We start from the raw sequence: 16,811 nt of genomic DNA on the forward strand, positions 1-16,811 counted from the left end.
AACGAGCTCTTGGAGGCGTTTGTCAGGACAGACGCATTGCTCGTACAGTTTGTGCCGATCATTTCTAGCGCGGAAATTTTCTAAAATTTCATATCGCTGATACCACTTGCCATTTTATAGTCGAAATCCTCTTTGAAAATATTCCCAGACAAGACATGGACGGTTGGATGATTCGTCTTGCTGATTATTATCTGGAGCCGGTGCATAAGATGTGAAGGCTGAACTTCTTCAGTCCCATCACGTGCATTGTGATGAAACTCCATTCATTATGCTGGAGCATTCCAAGGAATATATGTGGGTATTTTATTCTCCGGAAGGACCGGTTTCTCCCCCCCTATCTTTTTGTATGAATACTTGGGAGGCCGAAATGGTACCGGCTTGGAGAAATACCTGAAAGGATACAAGGGAACTCTGGTGACAGACGGCTATCAACCCTATCATACGCTCATGAAAAAGGATGGAGAACTCAAAGTAGCGGGCTGCTGGGCTAATGTGCGCAGAAAATTTGCAGAGATCATAAAAGCAACCCAAAAAGGGCAAGCCCTGACTCCGGCACAAGAAGCTGCCGCTGAAGCTATCCGCTTGATTGACATGATTTACCATCAGGACAATAGCTTTAAGGAATCATCTACAGAAGAGAGGCTAACGAACAGGCAACAGACTGTAGCGCCACTGGTAGATGCTTATTTTGCGTGGGTGAAACAGACTCGCAATAAAATATGCGGTAGTCAAAAGCTTACAGAGGCTCTGAATTACTCTTTTAATCAGGAGCCCTATCTTCGAGTATTCTTGCAGGATGCTTTAATCTCTCTGGATAATAATGACGCAGAGAGAAGCATAAGAACCTTCTGCGTTGGAAAGCATTCCTGGCACATCACCGATTCCGTCAGAGGAGCCTCTGCCAGTGCTCTTCTATACAGCATTGCGGAAAGTGCAAAGGCAAACCAACTAAAGCCCTACGAATACTTTACATACCTACTAAAGGAGCTCATCAAATATCCAAGAGAAAATGTTCCCGAGGAGGAGTTGAAAAAACTGATGCCTTGGTCGGAGGAATTACCGGATAGCTGTAGGAAGAATAAAACCAGATAAGAAAAATCTGCCAGCCTGCAGGTTTTTATTGAACGGACGGGTTATTTACCATTTACAAAAGAAAATGGTTGAATCGCTAGATACACAATTGGGAACCAAAAAGTTGGTACTGGAAATTACGGATGAAGAACTAAAACAAAAAGGTTCCTTTCTGGAATTACTGGATATTGTAAAACAATTGATTCAGTCGTATCTACCTCTTCAACCAGATATAGAGGAATTTGCAAACACAGTGGAAAGGGGAGAAAGTATTACGGCAGGGAATTCCTTTCGAAGCTTTCTATCGACATTGGGACAGTTACTATTATCCTTTAAGGAAATGGTGCAAGAGGGGTTCTGCTGGTTCCCACGATTGATGAGATGGAATACAAGTAAAGGAGAAGTGGCTTCAGTATTTCGGGATGATCCGAGTGGATACAATTACAAGTTGGAGGCGTTTCGGAATATGGAGACAAAGGCAATCTATCGGGCGGAAAATTTGAAAGGGAAAATTTGTTCAGATAATCGAATTGGGACACTAGAGCAGATACAGGGAAGTGTGGAGATAGTGGAGAAGGACTATAAAAGAGGAATAGATAAAACAGAACAAGACTTGCAAAGATAGAGATTACAGTTTCAGATTGTAAAAATCTGAGGCTGTAATATAAAATCAATGTAGTTGAATTTGCATAATTGTTTGGTCTTAACACATTTTTAAAGAAAACAACCAAAATACAAAAGATTTACAAAATTATTGTAAATTTTGAGACATTATCTGATATAATTTAACAAAATATTAATCTGTGGAGGGCGTAATGGAGATGTTGTTAAGTGGTATATTATGTAATGTGGTATCGAATATAATTTATGATATAGGCAAGTGTGTCGTTGGAAAATTTCAATACAGAAAGGAACAATTTGATAAGCAAGATATTGAAAAGTATGTTGGTGAAAAATTGAATAACAAATATGAACATTTATGCGAATCGGGATTATTAGTAGAATATTTAAATTTACCATTAGTGAAGGACACCATAAACAATTATATAATATATAAGATTACGGGACATTTAGGCAGTAACTTAGCGAATGTTCAGAAAAAGAAAAATAAGATGTATCTGATTGAAGAAGATGTAGTTGTTTTTTTGACGACTGGGTTGATGAAGCGTTATGAAAATAATAAAACAATTACTATTCCTAATAAATCTGATGTGTTTAGATTGTTTATGGATATATTTGAAATGTCTAGTACATATTTGTGTGACAAATTAGGACAAGATCAAAAAGCAGTGGCTTTTTTTGTAAATACAAAGATTGATTTTGTAAGTAATATGTTGATGTCCAAAATTCAAGAAGTTATATCCACTTTAGAAAAAAGCATGACTAAAGACGTGATAGATAGGAATGATGATTTTGAAGAAGTTAAAGAGCACTATATCAAATTATTAAAGGAGAATCATAATACCGCACATATTTACTTACTTGATAGATTTGAAATTAATTCATTTTATGTACCACCTTTTCTTAAGCTTAGGTGCAATGAAAACTTAATAAACAAACTAAATTTTATTAGAACAAGAGAACGGTATAATGCTTTTCAAAGCAGGGATGTAAATAATGAACAGTTTTTTGACGACTGGAGGTATATTTTTGAGAGGAATAACATAGCATATATTACAGGAGGAGCAGGCTATGGAAAATCTCTGTTTATGAATAAAGTTATTACTGATTTTGAAAACCTAAATATTTTTGATAGTAGGGAATATTTGGTGATATATGGTGAGTTAAAATCTTTTTATGTTAATAATTCAGAGGATCCAATTTCTGTAATTGAATTTTTGCAGAACAGTATGACTAAAGAAACTTTGATTGAAAAAGAAAAAATCACAAAAGAATTCGTACAGTATTACTTAAATATGGGAAGATGTATTATTTTGTTAGATGCTCTAGATGAAGTGGAAAAGTCAAAAAGAAAGAGTTTACATAAAAAGGTAGTAACATATTTTAAAGGAGAAAATCCGAATAATAAGATTTGTATAACATCACGAAGCAGAGGTTTTTTTCCTGAAAAAGAAATAGAGGTGTATGATATAGCTCCACTAGACAAAACACAGATAGAAACATATGTAAATAATATAATAAAACTAGGAAAATTTGACAATAAAGATAAAGAGGCCTTTTTGGAGCAAAGTAACACCTTAGTAGAAAAGGGATTTCTGTGTAGTTTTTTGGTTTTGTCATTGCTCATAAACATTTACAAAGCTGAAAGGGAATTACCCGAAAATAAACTGGAACTATATCAAAAGTGTTTTGAGTATATTGCAAACAAAAGAGAAAAGGAAAAAACACAAGAAAAAAGTAGATGGAAAGTCATTGCTCCATTGATGAAAGATAATACTTTTATGGTATTGTCAAATTTATGCTTACCGAATAATGCCGAGGCGGATAAAGAAACTATTAAGGATACATTGATGAATGAATACAAAACAAAATATTCATCAGAAGTAGAAACCGAAGAGGCAGTAGATGAGTTTTTAGCATTCTGCGCAGACAGAACAGAATTATTTGTACCTTCTGCAGGTGAGGACAAGTTTAAATTTTTCATCGATCTTTTTTTGAATATTTCTATTCACAGTATGTATTTATTAGAACAGGTTCTGTTGAAGAAATTTATGCATGTATAAGCGACTTTGATGTGGACTCTGAAATATTTGAGTTAACATTTGCGATGCTTAAACAAAAAAACGAATTTAAATATCAGAAATTGATAGAGTATATTTTTTCAATTGTATTAGATGGTGCAATTGAAAATAAGGAACGTTTGGGAGCGCTCAATATTTTAATATTAGGAATGCAGGTCATAGATGACGAAGTATATAAAAAGCAATTGGTAGATTTTGTTGTTGACGAAAGTGACTTTATATTTAAACATCAAAAAAATATTCATAGTCAATGGATTTTGATAAATATTATAAGTGGTAATAGCGAATATTTAAGTGTTGTTAATGACAAATATGAAGAAAAGGCTATATTATCAGTGCTATTCTCGTTTGCTGATATTTTTCAAGAAGTAAAGAGGGGCTTGGAAGAATTGTCAAAAGAGAATAAAAATGATGATAATTTACTTGAGTATATACATTTTCGATATAGAATGTTTTACTATGATGAATTTTATACGCAGACATATTTTCACCAAAATAGTATAAAGATACTATTTCAAGAATTGACTATAGAGAAAATAAAGACTTTGTGTAAAAATTACAAAATTCCTGAGAAAAGTTTGGCTAAATTAGTAGGAGTATTTAATGAGTATTTAAATCAGAATCCTTCATTTAAAAATAAAATAGATAAATTAATTTTTGCTGAAAATGATAGTATATAATGGAATAGTAAAGCTTTATGAATGAGAAATTGTTCCATTGGCTATTGCGTAGGGTTAATTAAGAAAAAACAGTCCTGAGACGTAATAAAACGTCGTGGGTGTGAAACGTATGTGCAACAATGAATACCACAAACCCTGCATTTCTGGGCTTTTCAAGCTCTCAAACGGTTGACAAAGAGATAAGAAAAGACTATATCGTATATTGTGACCTTCCAATTTATTGAGAGGTCTTTTCTTATCCCGTAGAACTGTGGACTACTCGCCACAGGCTCGTAGCTACTTGCGGTAAGATGCCAAAGGGCATCTTACTCATCACCGGTGGGAGCTGTATTTTTTAAAAAAAGGAGTTTAGTTTATGAAGGATGGTATTAAATGCAAAGCCATAGCCTTTGATTTTGTAAAGGTAAATGGTAAATAACCCGTCCGTTCAATGAAAATCTGCCGGCTCTCGAAGTGGAATCGGTTTGTCATGCATGCACGGAAGAAGAACTGACGAAACAGTTTCCTAAAGGCTGGCATGAACTTCCGGACGAAGTTTACAAAGAGCTTCTTTATACTCCTGCAAAGTTTAAGGTTTTGGAACATCACATCAAGGTCTATGCCGGAGATTGTGATAAAGGCGGAATCTTGAGAGCCAAAGCACCAAACCGGGCTGCTTAGATAGTGTCAATAATTTTTCGCAAATTCATTTTCAGCCACTGGTGTATTCAAAAAATTCGATAGACTTTGTGTATTTTCAGCGTGTCATAAAATTAAATTATTACAAAACAGGAGGTGATTTTATTCTTTTACAACCAAATAGTTTTAACCTCGAGCAGACCAGCATTTGGTCTTTTCCAGAACGTGGGAAATGGGCTACTCACTCAGGAAAGTATCGAGGAAATTGGTCACCTTATATACCGAGGAATCTGATACTTCGATATTCAAAGCCGGGAGACTGGGTTTTAGATCAATTTTTAGGTAGTGGAACAACCTTAGTAGAAGCCAAGCTACTCAATCGAAATGGAATTGGTATCGATATCAATCCCAAAGCCTTATCTTTATCTAGAACAAATCTTTCTTTTCATTCTAATTCAAGAGCTCAAATTTTTCTTAAGAAGGGAAATGCTGCCAAACTAGCTTTTATCAAAGATAATCGCATCGACTTTATTTGTACTCATCCACCTTATTCTAATATTATTTCCTATAGTTCAGATCTTGCAGGAGATATTTCTTTATGCAATGAAAAAGAGTTTATCATCGCTATGAAAAAAGTAGCGGCGGAATCCTTTCGCGTTCTCAAAAAAGGGAAGTATTGCGCTGTGATGATTGGGGATAAAAGGATTCATGGAAATGTAATTCCTTTGGGATTTCAACTTCTAACTTGTTTTTTGGAAACAGGATTTGTTTTAAAAGAAATCATTATTAAAGTTCAACATAATTGTAGAGCTACATCAAATTGGCAAAATAAGAACAGAAATTTCTTAATGCTGGCACATGAGTACATCTTTGTATTTTATAAGCCAAATTTCTAAGTCTTTATTTTGTTAATGGTCTCCTTCGTATTAATAAACACAAATTAAGCCCAAGTATAAAAAATTTACTCTCTCTGATAGTTCGTTGAATAAAATTCAACATTCTCTTATAATCAATATTGTTTTTATAAAAAGAGGAGATAGGGATGTCAGAGCAATCATTGAAACCATTTGTGAAGTGGGCAGGAGGAAAAAGGCAGCTTTTAGGTGAAATTCTAGAGAGAATTCCTCATTCTTTTGAAAATTATATTGAGCCTTTTCTTGGAGGAGGAGCGGTATTATTTGCATTGCAGCCAAAACGAGCATTGCTCAATGATATCAATGCTTCCCTGATTCATACATATAAGACTATTGCATGCGAGCCTCAGCGGTTTATTGTCCAGGTTAAAGAGCTGGATAGTAGAATAGATGAGGGGGGTAAAGAGTATTACTATTTAATTAGAGATCTTTATAATAGCAAATTAATGAGAGAAGAGTTTGATCTGGAATTGGCGGCTCTTTTCGTTTTCCTCAATAAACATTGTTTCAATGGTTTATATCGTGTAAATGGCAAAGGTTTTTTTAATGTCCCATATAATAATAGTAAAAAATCATCTATTGATGAAGAAGTTATTTTTGAAGTCTCTAAGTATTTAAAAGACTTGACTATATGCTTGGGGGATTTTGAAGATGCATGTAAGGATGCGAAGGAAGGGGATTTTATTTTTTGGATAGTCCTTATGCTCCACTTAATCCCTCCTCATTTGAATCTTACACAAAAGAAGGATTTGATATGGATAGCCATATCAGGCTTTCTAAACTTTTTGATGATTTAACAAAAAGAGGCTGCTTCTGTATGTTGACCAATCATAATACAGAGTTTATTAATGACTTATATGGAAATAAAGGCTATAAGATGGACGTGGTTAATGTTAAACGAATGATTAATTCCGATGCTTCAAAAAGAACCGGAGAAGAAATTATTATTTGTAATTATTAGTAGGAGGTATTTTATTTGGGAGATTTTTTTGAAAAAAAGCAAAATTTTTTCTATGAAGATACCTCATCTTTTCTTATTCATGGAGATTCATTAAAGTTACTTTCTAAAATGAATCCGGAATGTATTGATATGGTCTTTGCGGATCCGCCATATTTTTTGAGTAATGATGGAATAACTTGTAATAGTGGAAGAATGGTTTCCGTTAACAAAGGAGAATGGGACAAGATAGGGAATAATTCTCCAAATGTAGAGGAGAAACATCGTTTTAATCGGAAGTGGATTAAGTTATGTAAAAGGATTTTAAAACCAAATGGCAGTATTTGGATTTCTGGAACTTTACATAACATATATTCCATTGGAATGGCTTTAGAACAAGAAGGATTCAAGATTATTAACAATATAACTTGGCAAAAAACGAATCCACCACCTAATCTTGCCTGTAGGTGTTTTACCCATTCTACAGAGACTATATTATGGGCGCAAAAAGCTGATAAGAAAGCACATCATTATTTTAACTATGAGCTAATGAAAGAACAGAATGGTGGAAAGCAAATGAAGGATGTTTGGCTAGGTAGCTTAACAAAACCTTCTGAGAAAAAAGCAGGAAAACATCCAACACAAAAACCGGAATACCTTTTAGAAAGGATTGTGCAGGCTTCTACAAAAGAGAATGATATTATTTTGGATCCTTTTTGCGGTTCAGGGACAACCGGTGTTGTAGCAAAAAGATTGGGAAGAAGATTTATTGGCATTGATACGGAAGAGGAATATTTAACTATTTGCAAAAAAAGATTGGAGACAGAAAGTAATGGAGAAAAGGAACTTTGATGAATGGCTTACTAAATTTCGATCTAGTATATCTACTTATGACTATTACATTGATTTTTCCAAAGTTATAAAAAATGTAGATAGTATAAAGATTGAACTGAATATCTTGAATTCTTTAATCGGATCAAAAAATATTGAAGAAGCATTTGAAAATATTATTGCAAGATATCCGGAAACGCTAGAATGCATTCCTTTACTACTTGCTGTAAGAAGCAATCAAATTTATGCTCAAGATGATGAAGGCGCTTTTGAATATAACTTTAAAAAGATGAATTATCCAATTGAGCAGTATAAAGTGTTTATGCGAAAAACCGGTTTATTTGATATGATTTCCAACCACTTAGTAAATAATTTAGTAGATTATGCTTTTGGTATCGAAACAGGATTGGATTCTAATGGTAGAAAGAATCGTGGTGGCCACCAGATGGAAGATTTGGTGGAAAAATATATTACTTCCGCGGGCTTTGTTAAGGATGTTAATTATTATAAGGAAAAGTACTTAATTGACATTGAAAGAATGTGGGGGATTGATTTATCGGTAATATCTAATCAGGGAAAGGCAGCTAAACGCTTTGACTTTGTGGTGAAAACAGAGGATATGATATATGCAATTGAAACGAATTTCTATGGCAATGGTGGTTCTAAGTTAAATGAAACTGCCCGAAGTTATAAAATGCTTTCCCAAGAATCAGATACTGTAGAAGGCTTTACCTTTGTCTGGTTTACTGATGGAATTGGTTGGAGAAGTGCTAGAGAAAATTTAAGAGAAACCTTTGATGTTATGGAACATATTTATAATATTGATGATATGGAACAGGGGGTTATGAAAAAGATATTTATATAATCGAAAGCCTGAATTGATTCATATAGATGAGGTACAAAGAAACGCGATTGTCGGAGAACTTCCGGCAAAATAATAAATAACTTGTCACCCTTCATAAAAAAGGAGCAACATTTACAAAGTGTTTAAACTTTTCACGCCTTTCACGCTTTTTAAACTAAGATATTAATGTAATACAGAGTGTTTTGTGAATCCTATAGAAAGCAAAAAAATCTAAACAATGGCAGATTGCATGAATGAAGAAACGTTCTTATCGAAAATAAGTCAACTTGAAAATGAAATTGAATATTTGCATGGACTTCTCGATAATGCTGGAATTTCATACAAACGGAAGGCAAAGGAATTAGAGGAATTGTCTCCGGATAAGAACCTGGCTTTTGAAGAGAATCAAGGAGCCCGTATTCTTCCCGTTACCATTACGAAGCAGCATATTCAGTATTATTATCATCTGTTCAAGGGTAGAAATGATGTGTATAGTAAGCGCTCCGGAAAGGCTAACAAGAAAACCGGAAAGCATGGATATTATACGCAATGCTGGAATTTCTGGAAAGATGGCATATGTCCTAAGAAGAATAATCCCCAGTTTAATTGTGGAGAATGTCAGAATCAGAAGTATAAAGAACTGACTGGTCAAGTGCTGTATGAGCACCTGATCGGGGCTAGGGAAGATGCCTCGGATGTGATTGGATTATATCCGATGTTTCCGGATGAAACTGTCAATTTTCTCGTGTTTGATTTTGACTGTCATGATGACAAAATCGGTGGAGATGATGGAGCTAACTTTGAGTCGGATTGGATGACAGAGGTTAACGCTTTCAGAAAAATCTGTGAAATCAATGAAGTTCCGGTTTTGGTTGAACGCTCCCGCTCAGGGAAAGGCGCCCATGTATGGATATTTTTTGAAAAGCCTATTCTCGCAAGTGTTGCACGTCGATTTGGCACGGCACTTCTAAGCAAAGGTGCTGAGTCTGTAAATATGAGAAGCTTTAAGTATTATGATAGAATGCTTCCGGCTCAGGACCATATACCACTTAATACAAAAACGGGAAAACCGGGGCTTGGTAATCTTATTGCACTGCCATTACAAGGGCAGGCCCTGAAGCTTGGAAATAGCGCATTTATAGATGAAAACTGGAATGCTTATCCAAATCAATGGGAATGTTTAAAAGAGGTAAAAAAGCTTTCTTCTGAAACAGTAGAAGAAAGAATAAAAGAATGGTCTGCAGAAGGAATCCTAGGTGTTCTTAGTAACGAGTTTGAAGCGGATACGGAGGGGGCAAACGATACTAAGCCTTGGGAAAAGACTAAACCTTCTTTGCATAAAGAGGATGTCTCCTCTGCAGTTGAGATTATAATTGCTGACAAAGTTTACGTAGGTACAAAAGACATGAAGCCTCGAATGCAGAATGCATTACGGCGGATGTCGGCTTTTAGTAATCCGGATTTTTATAAAAAGGCCGCAATGGGATTATCAACCAAATGTATACCGCGAATAGTTTTCTGCGGCTATGATGACGCAGGCTATATTTGTATTCCGAGGGCACTACTTGATTCTGTGATTGACAGATTCAACGAAGTAGATATTTCTTTTACACTGACAGATAACAGGTGTACCGGAATGACTTTGGATGTTTCATTCAATGGTACGCTATATGAAGAGCAGATGAGAGCTGCAAAGGCCATTTTGGAACACGATAATGGTATTCTCGCTGCGACTACTTCTTTTGGTAAGACGGTGGTAGGCGCATATATGATCGCACAAAGAAAAACCAATACTCTTATCCTGGTACATAATACAGAAATACAAAAGAATTGGATTGAAGATTTAAATAAGTTTTTGGATGTAAATGCTGAATTACCGGAATATAAGACAAAAACAGGAAGAATTAAAAAGAGAAAGAGCCTTATTGGAAAGCTACATGCAGGTCATAATTCGATGACCGGTATTATCGACGTTGCAATATTTTCCTCCTTGGGAAAAGGGGATGAAATTAATCCAATGCTTGAGCAGTATGGAATGGTAATCATGGATGAATGTCATCATGGAGCGGCTCAGACTGTCGAAGATGTTGTAGGTTCAGCAAAAGCAAAGTATGTTTATGGCTTAACGGCCACACCGAAACGGGAAGACGGGCTGGAAAAGAAAGTTTTTATGCAGTTCGGTCCCATAAGATTCCGCTATACGGCAAAGGAAAGAGCAGAAAAACAAGGGATTGATCACTTTGTTTATCCAAGATTTACAATGTTGGTTAGTACAGCGAATTTAAAAGTTATGGAGGCAAACAGGGCAGTTATTGAATGCGAATCCAGAAATGAACAGATTATTGCTGATGTAGAGAACTGTATTCAAAACGGTAGAACACCGCTTGTTTTGACGAAGTATAAGGAGCATGCGGAGCTTTTATATCAACGATTGCAGGGGAAGGCAGATCATGTTTATCTTTTGCAAGGAGGGGGCAGTAGAAAAGCTAAGGACAAGATGAGAATTCAAATGAGAGCGATTTCGGATGCGGAGTCTATTGTCCTTGTTGCTATTGATAAATATATTGGCGAAGGCTTTAATTTTCCTCGTCTTGACACAATGATGCTTACCATGCCTGCAGCAGCAGAAGGAAATATTGAGCAGTTTGCCGGGCGTTTACATCGAGACTACGAAACAAAGAAAGAAGTAATCATATACGATTATGTGGATTCTCATATACGTGTGCTGGAGAAGATGTATCATAAGCGCCTAAGGACTTACAAGAAAATTGGATATGAAATTTGCAATAATATTAATGTCGAAAAACAGAATGCCAATACTATTTTTGATATAGATAGCTATGAAAAAGTATATGAAAAAGATTTATTGGAGGCCAATAAAGAGATTATTATTTCCAGCCCCGGAATAAATCACGCCAAGTTGGATGCTTTCGTAAAACTTATAAACCAGAGACAGGAAGATGGAATTAAGCTTACGGTGATAACCCTTAATCCCGAGGGATATCCTGAAGAAAAGATTGAGGATACCAAAAGACTTGTAGAGATACTTAAAAATTGCGGTATCAGAGTTAAGCTTCAGGAGCATATGCATGAGCATTTCGCTATCATAGACGATGAGATAGTATGGTATGGAAGTATGAATTTTCTATCACGAGCGAAAGCGGATGACAATCTAATGCGTGTAAAAAGTAAAGATGTAGCGCAAGAGTTGTTGGAAAGAAGCTTTGGATAAGAAATATGCTAAGCTTCGATGCTACACTCCAATGTAGGACGCACTGCGTCTTGAATTAAGACAGACTCATTATTGACCCCTAATGAAAATTCCTGATGAAAAAGCTCTTGAGTTTTACATGGAAGCGAAGAATTAAAGAATTATAGAACTATACGGAAACGATGTCATATAGTAGAAAAATGTCAAATGTTGTGAAAATCAGGAATTTAGAGCTTGATTGATTATCTATAGTTTAAGAAAATTTATTCACTTGACAATATAGGATAAAAACTATATTATTTTATTAGGAGTTTGGAATGAAGTTTGAAGTAGAATTTTATGAGACAAAAAATGGGATTCAACCGGTGAGGGAATTTATTCTTTCACAGGAGAAAAAATTTATTGCTAAAACCCTTGATATGATACAACTTTTACAAGACAACGGATACCAATTACGTGAACCTTATTCAAAAGCTCTAGAGGATGGTATTTTTGAATTGCGAATAAAATTGGGAAATAATATTTCAAGGATTATGTATTTCTTTTATGTAGATCAACATATTATTCTTACAAATGGATTCATTAAAAAGACACAAAAAACTCCTCGAAATGAAATTGAGAAAGCGAAAAAATATCGAGCAGATTATATGGATAGAAAGGAATCATACAATGAGTAGAAAGTTTGATGATTTTCTTCAGGAACAACTTCAGGATCCTGAAATTCGAAAAGAATATGAAGCTCTTCAACCGGAACATATAGTTATTCAGGCTATGATTGATGCCAGAAAGAAATCCGGAATGACACAAAAAGAGCTTGCAGAGATAACCGGTATTGCACAAGGAGATATTAGCAAACTGGAACGTGGTAGTGCCAATCCCTCTATTAGGACGCTTCAGCGCTTGGCAAAAGGAATGGGAATGATTCTTAAGATTGAATTTACTCCGGAGCAGGTATCGGTAGTGAAATAGTTTTTAGCATTGCGAAAGGACAGAAATTTTTTTGGATTAGACAGTTTAAATGATTCAAGGAAATCTCTGTCTTTCCTTTAATTATACATTGCTCTGTGTCATTTACTAATGAGGAAGTTTCAGCTGAAGGTACAAGAAATCACTCCATTCGTTGCATAAGCAACAAAATAATTTTCTTTTTAACTGATAATTAGAATATACTAACAAGAAACATAGTATACGCATCGACTAATATCGTAAAAATGATCTGACTCTATCCGTCAAGTGAAAAAAGTAAACTTACCTCATAGCTTGTCAGAAGAAATCAGTGGAATGAGAAGGAGAAGAAAATGGATAAGATTTTGGATTTGGATAAAAGTGTAGCATCCCTTGTAAAGGAGTACCCGGAAGTTGCCGACATCATGGCTAATTTAGGTTTCACGGAAATTAAAAATCCTGCCATGCTGGCTTCTGTAGGTCGGATTATGAATCTGAAGAAGGGTTCACAGATGAAGAAGATTCCTTTGGAGGAGATTGTTCGTGCATTCCGGGAAAAGGGATTTGAGATCACGGATGGAGGGAAGCCCTTTCCTACTGAATCAGCTGATTCAGCTGAGGTAGCCAAGATAGCTAAGGCTGCTGATTCAGCTGAGGAAGCCGAGATAGCTAAGGCTGCTGATTCGGCTGAGGCGGCTAAAGCACCGGTAGATCGTGCAGAAGCCTTGCGTTCGCTTTTGGATCGTCTGTCTGAGGGCGAGGATCTGGAGTCTGTTCGTGCAGATTTTGTACGGGATTTTAAGGACGTGGATCCTGCAGAAATCATGAGGGCGGAGCAAGGACTAATGGAGTCCGGCATGCCTCTTTCCAAAGTACAGAAGCTTTGTGATGTGCATTCGGCTCTTTTCCACGGAGATACCCGGGAAGAAAAAATTGCCAATGCGGAAAGAGCTGTTCAAGCTTCTTTAAAGAATCATGCAGGGAAAGAGGAGAAAAACTACATCAATAAAAGTGTAGAGGCGGAAAGCTTGATTCAGATTCCCGGACATCCTCTTTCAACATTCACGAAGGAAAATGAGGCTCTCGGGCAGTATTTGGAGAATACGAAGGCAAGATGGGAAAGCTTAGTAGAAAGTCTTTCCGGAAAAGCCGGCGGAAAAGATAAAGCAGAAAAATAGAAGGAATAGAAGGAGTACAAGGTGCGCAAGGGGCGCCGGATTGGGAAGCTTTGCTTGCTGTATTTTCAGAGGAGCTTGCAAAACTCCGTTCCTTTATCGTGCACTATGCGAAGAAGGGAGACCTTCTCTATCCGCTTTTAAAAGTGAAATACGACATTTCCGGGCCTTCTCAAGTCATGTGGACAGTGGATGATGAGATTCGGGATACTCTGGGAGAACTGAAAAGAGAGCTTAGCGAGAAGAGTAAAGGAGTGAGAGCGCTTCGGAACACCGGAGAAGATCTGGATGATGAGGAAGAAGAGTATAGTAGAAGCAAAGCGGAGATTGCGGAAAGTATCCTAAACAGCTTTTTTTTAAAGAATTATCTTGCTGTACGGAACCGTATGGAAGAGATGATTTATAAGGAGGAAAATATCCTCTTCCCTATGTGCGCCCTGCAATTTCAAAAAGAGGAGTGGATACAGATTTACTTCGATTCCAAAGACTATGATGCTTGTTTTTCCGTTGAAAATGCAAGTTGGAAGGAAGCGGAAGAAACCGGCAATACTCCGGAAAAGTGGAGAGCGGTCGAAGGAGCAGGAGAAGCAGAAAGAGAGAAAGGCAGGAAAGAAGCTTCTGAGGAACATTCCGGAGATGTTCACAATGCAGAACTTCCTCAGGGAGCCGGAAAAATGTTGGAGGATCTGCTTCGCAGAGTAGAATCATTGGAAGGAAAATCCGGGAATAGCGGAGAGTCCTCTTCTGCAAGCGATGGAGAAATCATCATGCCCGGTGGACATTTAAAGAGAAATGAGCTCATCGCCATGTTAAATACTCTTCCGGTGGAGATTACCTTCGTGGATAAGGACAATATCAATCGTTTCTTTAATGAAGGGCCAAAGGTCTTTAAACGCCCGCAAATGGCTATTGATCGGGAAGTATTTTCCTGTCATCCTCCCAAAGTGGAACCTATGGTGCGTATGATTATCGGAAACTTCCGGGATGGAAAGGAAGATGAAGTTCCAATTTGGATGGAGAAAGGCGGAAAACCTTTCTTGGTACGCTATATGGCTGTTCGGGACAAGGAGCAGAACTACGTGGGAACCTTGGAAGCGGTAACGGATATGACAGAGGTTAAAGAACATTTCCGTCAGTATTTTAAGAGCCATCCGGAGGAACTGTAAGAAAAGCGGATGTATAAAATCAAAATAATTTTCTGTACAATATAGGTCTGAATTTTGGGCACGCTCTCGCTAGCTTCGCTACATTTTTGGGGGAAGGATGAAAATGGTATTTGAAGAAAAATCTATGAAAGATAAGCTTGGCAGGTCCGTTGTATTCAGAAACGCGAGACCGGAAGATGCGGAGGATTTGATTCAATATTTAAAGATAACGAGTGCCGAGACGCCTTATCTTGTCAGAGAGCCGGAAGAAATCACCATAACAAAGACGAAAGAAGAACAGTTTATTCGGGACAAGATGGATGCAGAACGTGAGCTTATGCTTGTTGCGTTTATGGATGGAAAGCACATCGGAAACTGCTCTCTTATGAGCATTGCCCCGTACAAGAGATACAGCCACAGATGCGAGATTGCCATTGCTTTATACAAGGAGTACTGCGGCTTCGGGATTGGAAAAGCGATGCTGCAGATTGTTCTCGAATTTGCAAAAAATGTCGGATATGAGCAGGTAGAGCTGGAAGTGATGGCAGAGAATAAAGATGCCATTCATTTGTATGAGAAACTGGGATTTGAGAAGTATGGTACCTTCCCGGATAACATGAAGTTTGCGGATGGGTCTTACATGGATGCATTCTGGATGATGAAGAAGCTATAATAATCTTTGTGTTCCCTTAAGCATTTATTTTTAAGGGAAAAAATATAGCTTCTCATCCTCCAATTTTTCGTCCGTAATTTACCGTCCTTTATTTTACAGTTTTATATTGTAAATAAATACACTTGAAATCCCATTATTAAAAATCCGGAAATTGCACATCTTCCGTCTTTACCAGCTTCGCCTTTCCGTCCTTATCTTTTCCGATGTAAAGGAGAACATAGTTTGTTTTGGCATCTTTTCCTTTTGACTTCTTGGCGGTGAAAATCACGTCTTCTTCGGGCTTCCCCTCCTGTGTGTGCTTCCCAATATAGGCTAGCGGAATATAGGATGCATTTTCGTTATCCGGTACAGCCTCTTTAAAGGCATTTTGGATTGCCGGAATATTTTCCGGGAGATAGGAGCCGGTATTGTCAATGTAATCTTCTCCCTCCTCTCTGGATTCTTCTGTGGGAAAGAGAATGGCACTTCCCATTACCTCGGACTTTCCGGAAAGGTCCTGATAAATCTGTAAAAGTACAAAGGAGACATTTTCCTGATAATCCGTCCAAGTACTCTTACATAGGTAAAGGTAGTTTGTGCCGGAAACCACCTGGGTGCCCAGCAAGGCGATGGGCTCATAATGGGTATAGTTATAGCCATTTGGAAATGCCGCTTCAAAGGCACTCATGGCATCGGGGTTATCCTTCATAGAGAAGCTTGCAAGATTCGTGTTATAAGCCCCCACGAGTGGAGCATCGGAATTGTTTTGAGCCTTCTCTTTTTCTTCTGCGGTTGCTCCGAATTCTGTAGGATTCGGAGCACTGCTTTCTTTTTCTGTGTCTTCGGAATCAGTCTTATTGCTTTCTTTTTCTACGTCACCGGGATTCGCGGAACTGCTTTCTTTAGCGGCTTCCGTGGGACTCACTATGCTACTTTCTTTTGCCGTCTTACTGCTGCAAGCGGTAATGGATAGAGCGGACAATGCTGTGATAAGCAGTGTATGCTTTAAAAGATTCTTTTTCATTTTTTCCTCCCTCTTCCTCTTGTACTTCTTTATATTTCTTTATTTCTATTTCCTTTGTATTA

12 protein-coding genes and 4 pseudogenes are annotated in these 16,811 nt (G+C 37.0%); 15 read left to right on the forward strand and 1 reads right to left on the reverse strand.

The genetic code is table 11. The features are described from left to right. Positions 1-268: 268 nt before the first annotated feature. From HMPREF9124_RS05900 to HMPREF9124_RS05965, 15 genes and pseudogenes are all read left to right on the forward strand, one after another. Positions 269-927 (forward strand): annotated as a pseudogene (locus HMPREF9124_RS05900) (IS66 family transposase); the annotation flags it as partial. Continuing rightward, positions 922-1,092, forward strand: a complete 171-nt coding sequence (locus tag HMPREF9124_RS12850) for a transposase domain-containing protein (RefSeq protein ID WP_242821608.1) — start codon at positions 922-924, stop codon at positions 1,090-1,092. The pseudogene HMPREF9124_RS05900 and the gene HMPREF9124_RS12850, both read left to right, overlap by 6 nt. Positions 1,093-1,156: 64 nt before the next feature. Further along, a complete protein-coding gene (locus HMPREF9124_RS05905) occupies positions 1,157-1,696 on the forward strand; it encodes a hypothetical protein (RefSeq protein ID WP_139090280.1) in 540 nt (179 codons plus the stop codon). A gap of 190 nt (positions 1,697-1,886) precedes the next feature. Further along, the gene (locus HMPREF9124_RS05910) at positions 1,887-3,755 is read left to right on the forward strand and encodes an NACHT domain-containing protein (RefSeq protein WP_009428741.1); all 1,869 of its coding nucleotides are present in this window, start codon (positions 1,887-1,889) and stop codon (positions 3,753-3,755) included. Between the two features lie 11 nt (positions 3,756-3,766). Further along, positions 3,767-4,453, forward strand: a complete 687-nt coding sequence (locus HMPREF9124_RS05915) for a hypothetical protein (protein ID WP_036597668.1) — start codon at positions 3,767-3,769, stop codon at positions 4,451-4,453. 453 nt (positions 4,454-4,906) lie between these two features. Continuing rightward, the gene (locus HMPREF9124_RS05920; protein WP_036597669.1) at positions 4,907-5,113 is read left to right on the forward strand and encodes a hypothetical protein; all 207 of its coding nucleotides are present in this window, start codon (positions 4,907-4,909) and stop codon (positions 5,111-5,113) included. Between the two features lie 11 nt (positions 5,114-5,124). Beyond that, positions 5,125-5,967 (forward strand): annotated as a pseudogene (locus HMPREF9124_RS05925) (DNA methyltransferase); the annotation flags it as partial. A 146-nt stretch (positions 5,968-6,113) separates the two neighbouring features. Next, positions 6,114-6,946: pseudogene (locus HMPREF9124_RS05930) on the forward strand (DNA adenine methylase). Between the two features lie 75 nt (positions 6,947-7,021). Next, a complete protein-coding gene (locus tag HMPREF9124_RS05935) occupies positions 7,022-7,774 on the forward strand; it encodes a DNA-methyltransferase (RefSeq protein ID WP_242821609.1) in 753 nt (250 codons plus the stop codon). Continuing rightward, positions 7,755-8,618, forward strand: coding sequence for a type II restriction endonuclease (locus tag HMPREF9124_RS05940; protein WP_009429774.1), 864 nt, complete (start codon positions 7,755-7,757; stop codon positions 8,616-8,618). The genes HMPREF9124_RS05935 and HMPREF9124_RS05940 overlap by 20 nt, the downstream gene beginning before the upstream one ends. Positions 8,619-8,847: 229 nt before the next feature. Beyond that, complete coding sequence (locus HMPREF9124_RS05945) at positions 8,848-11,829, forward strand: TOTE conflict system archaeo-eukaryotic primase domain-containing protein (RefSeq protein ID WP_009429887.1); 2,982 nt, start codon at positions 8,848-8,850, stop codon at positions 11,827-11,829. A gap of 296 nt (positions 11,830-12,125) precedes the next feature. Further along, entirely contained in the window at positions 12,126-12,485 is a 360-nt protein-coding gene (locus tag HMPREF9124_RS05950; protein WP_009427998.1) for a type II toxin-antitoxin system RelE/ParE family toxin, read from the forward strand. Continuing rightward, complete coding sequence (locus HMPREF9124_RS05955) at positions 12,478-12,777, forward strand: helix-turn-helix domain-containing protein (RefSeq protein ID WP_009428237.1); 300 nt, start codon at positions 12,478-12,480, stop codon at positions 12,775-12,777. Before HMPREF9124_RS05950 ends, HMPREF9124_RS05955 begins: the two co-directional genes overlap by 8 nt. A 329-nt stretch (positions 12,778-13,106) precedes the next feature. Beyond that, positions 13,107-15,094, forward strand: a pseudogene (locus tag HMPREF9124_RS12855) (DUF438 domain-containing protein). Between the two features lie 103 nt (positions 15,095-15,197). Beyond that, a complete protein-coding gene (locus HMPREF9124_RS05965; RefSeq protein WP_009429710.1) occupies positions 15,198-15,746 on the forward strand; it encodes a GNAT family N-acetyltransferase in 549 nt (182 codons plus the stop codon). A 136-nt stretch (positions 15,747-15,882) separates the two neighbouring features. Here the strand turns inward: HMPREF9124_RS05965 and HMPREF9124_RS05970 are convergent, their stop codons facing one another. Beyond that, complete coding sequence (locus HMPREF9124_RS05970) at positions 15,883-16,749, reverse strand: hypothetical protein (protein WP_009427973.1); 867 nt, start codon at positions 16,747-16,749, stop codon at positions 15,883-15,885. Between the last annotated feature and the right edge of the window lie 62 nt (positions 16,750-16,811).

Origin of the sequence: Oribacterium sp. oral taxon 108 str. F0425, assembly GCF_000214455.1 — a bacterium.
Classification (GTDB): Bacteria; Bacillota; Clostridia; order Lachnospirales; family Lachnospiraceae; genus Oribacterium; species Oribacterium asaccharolyticum.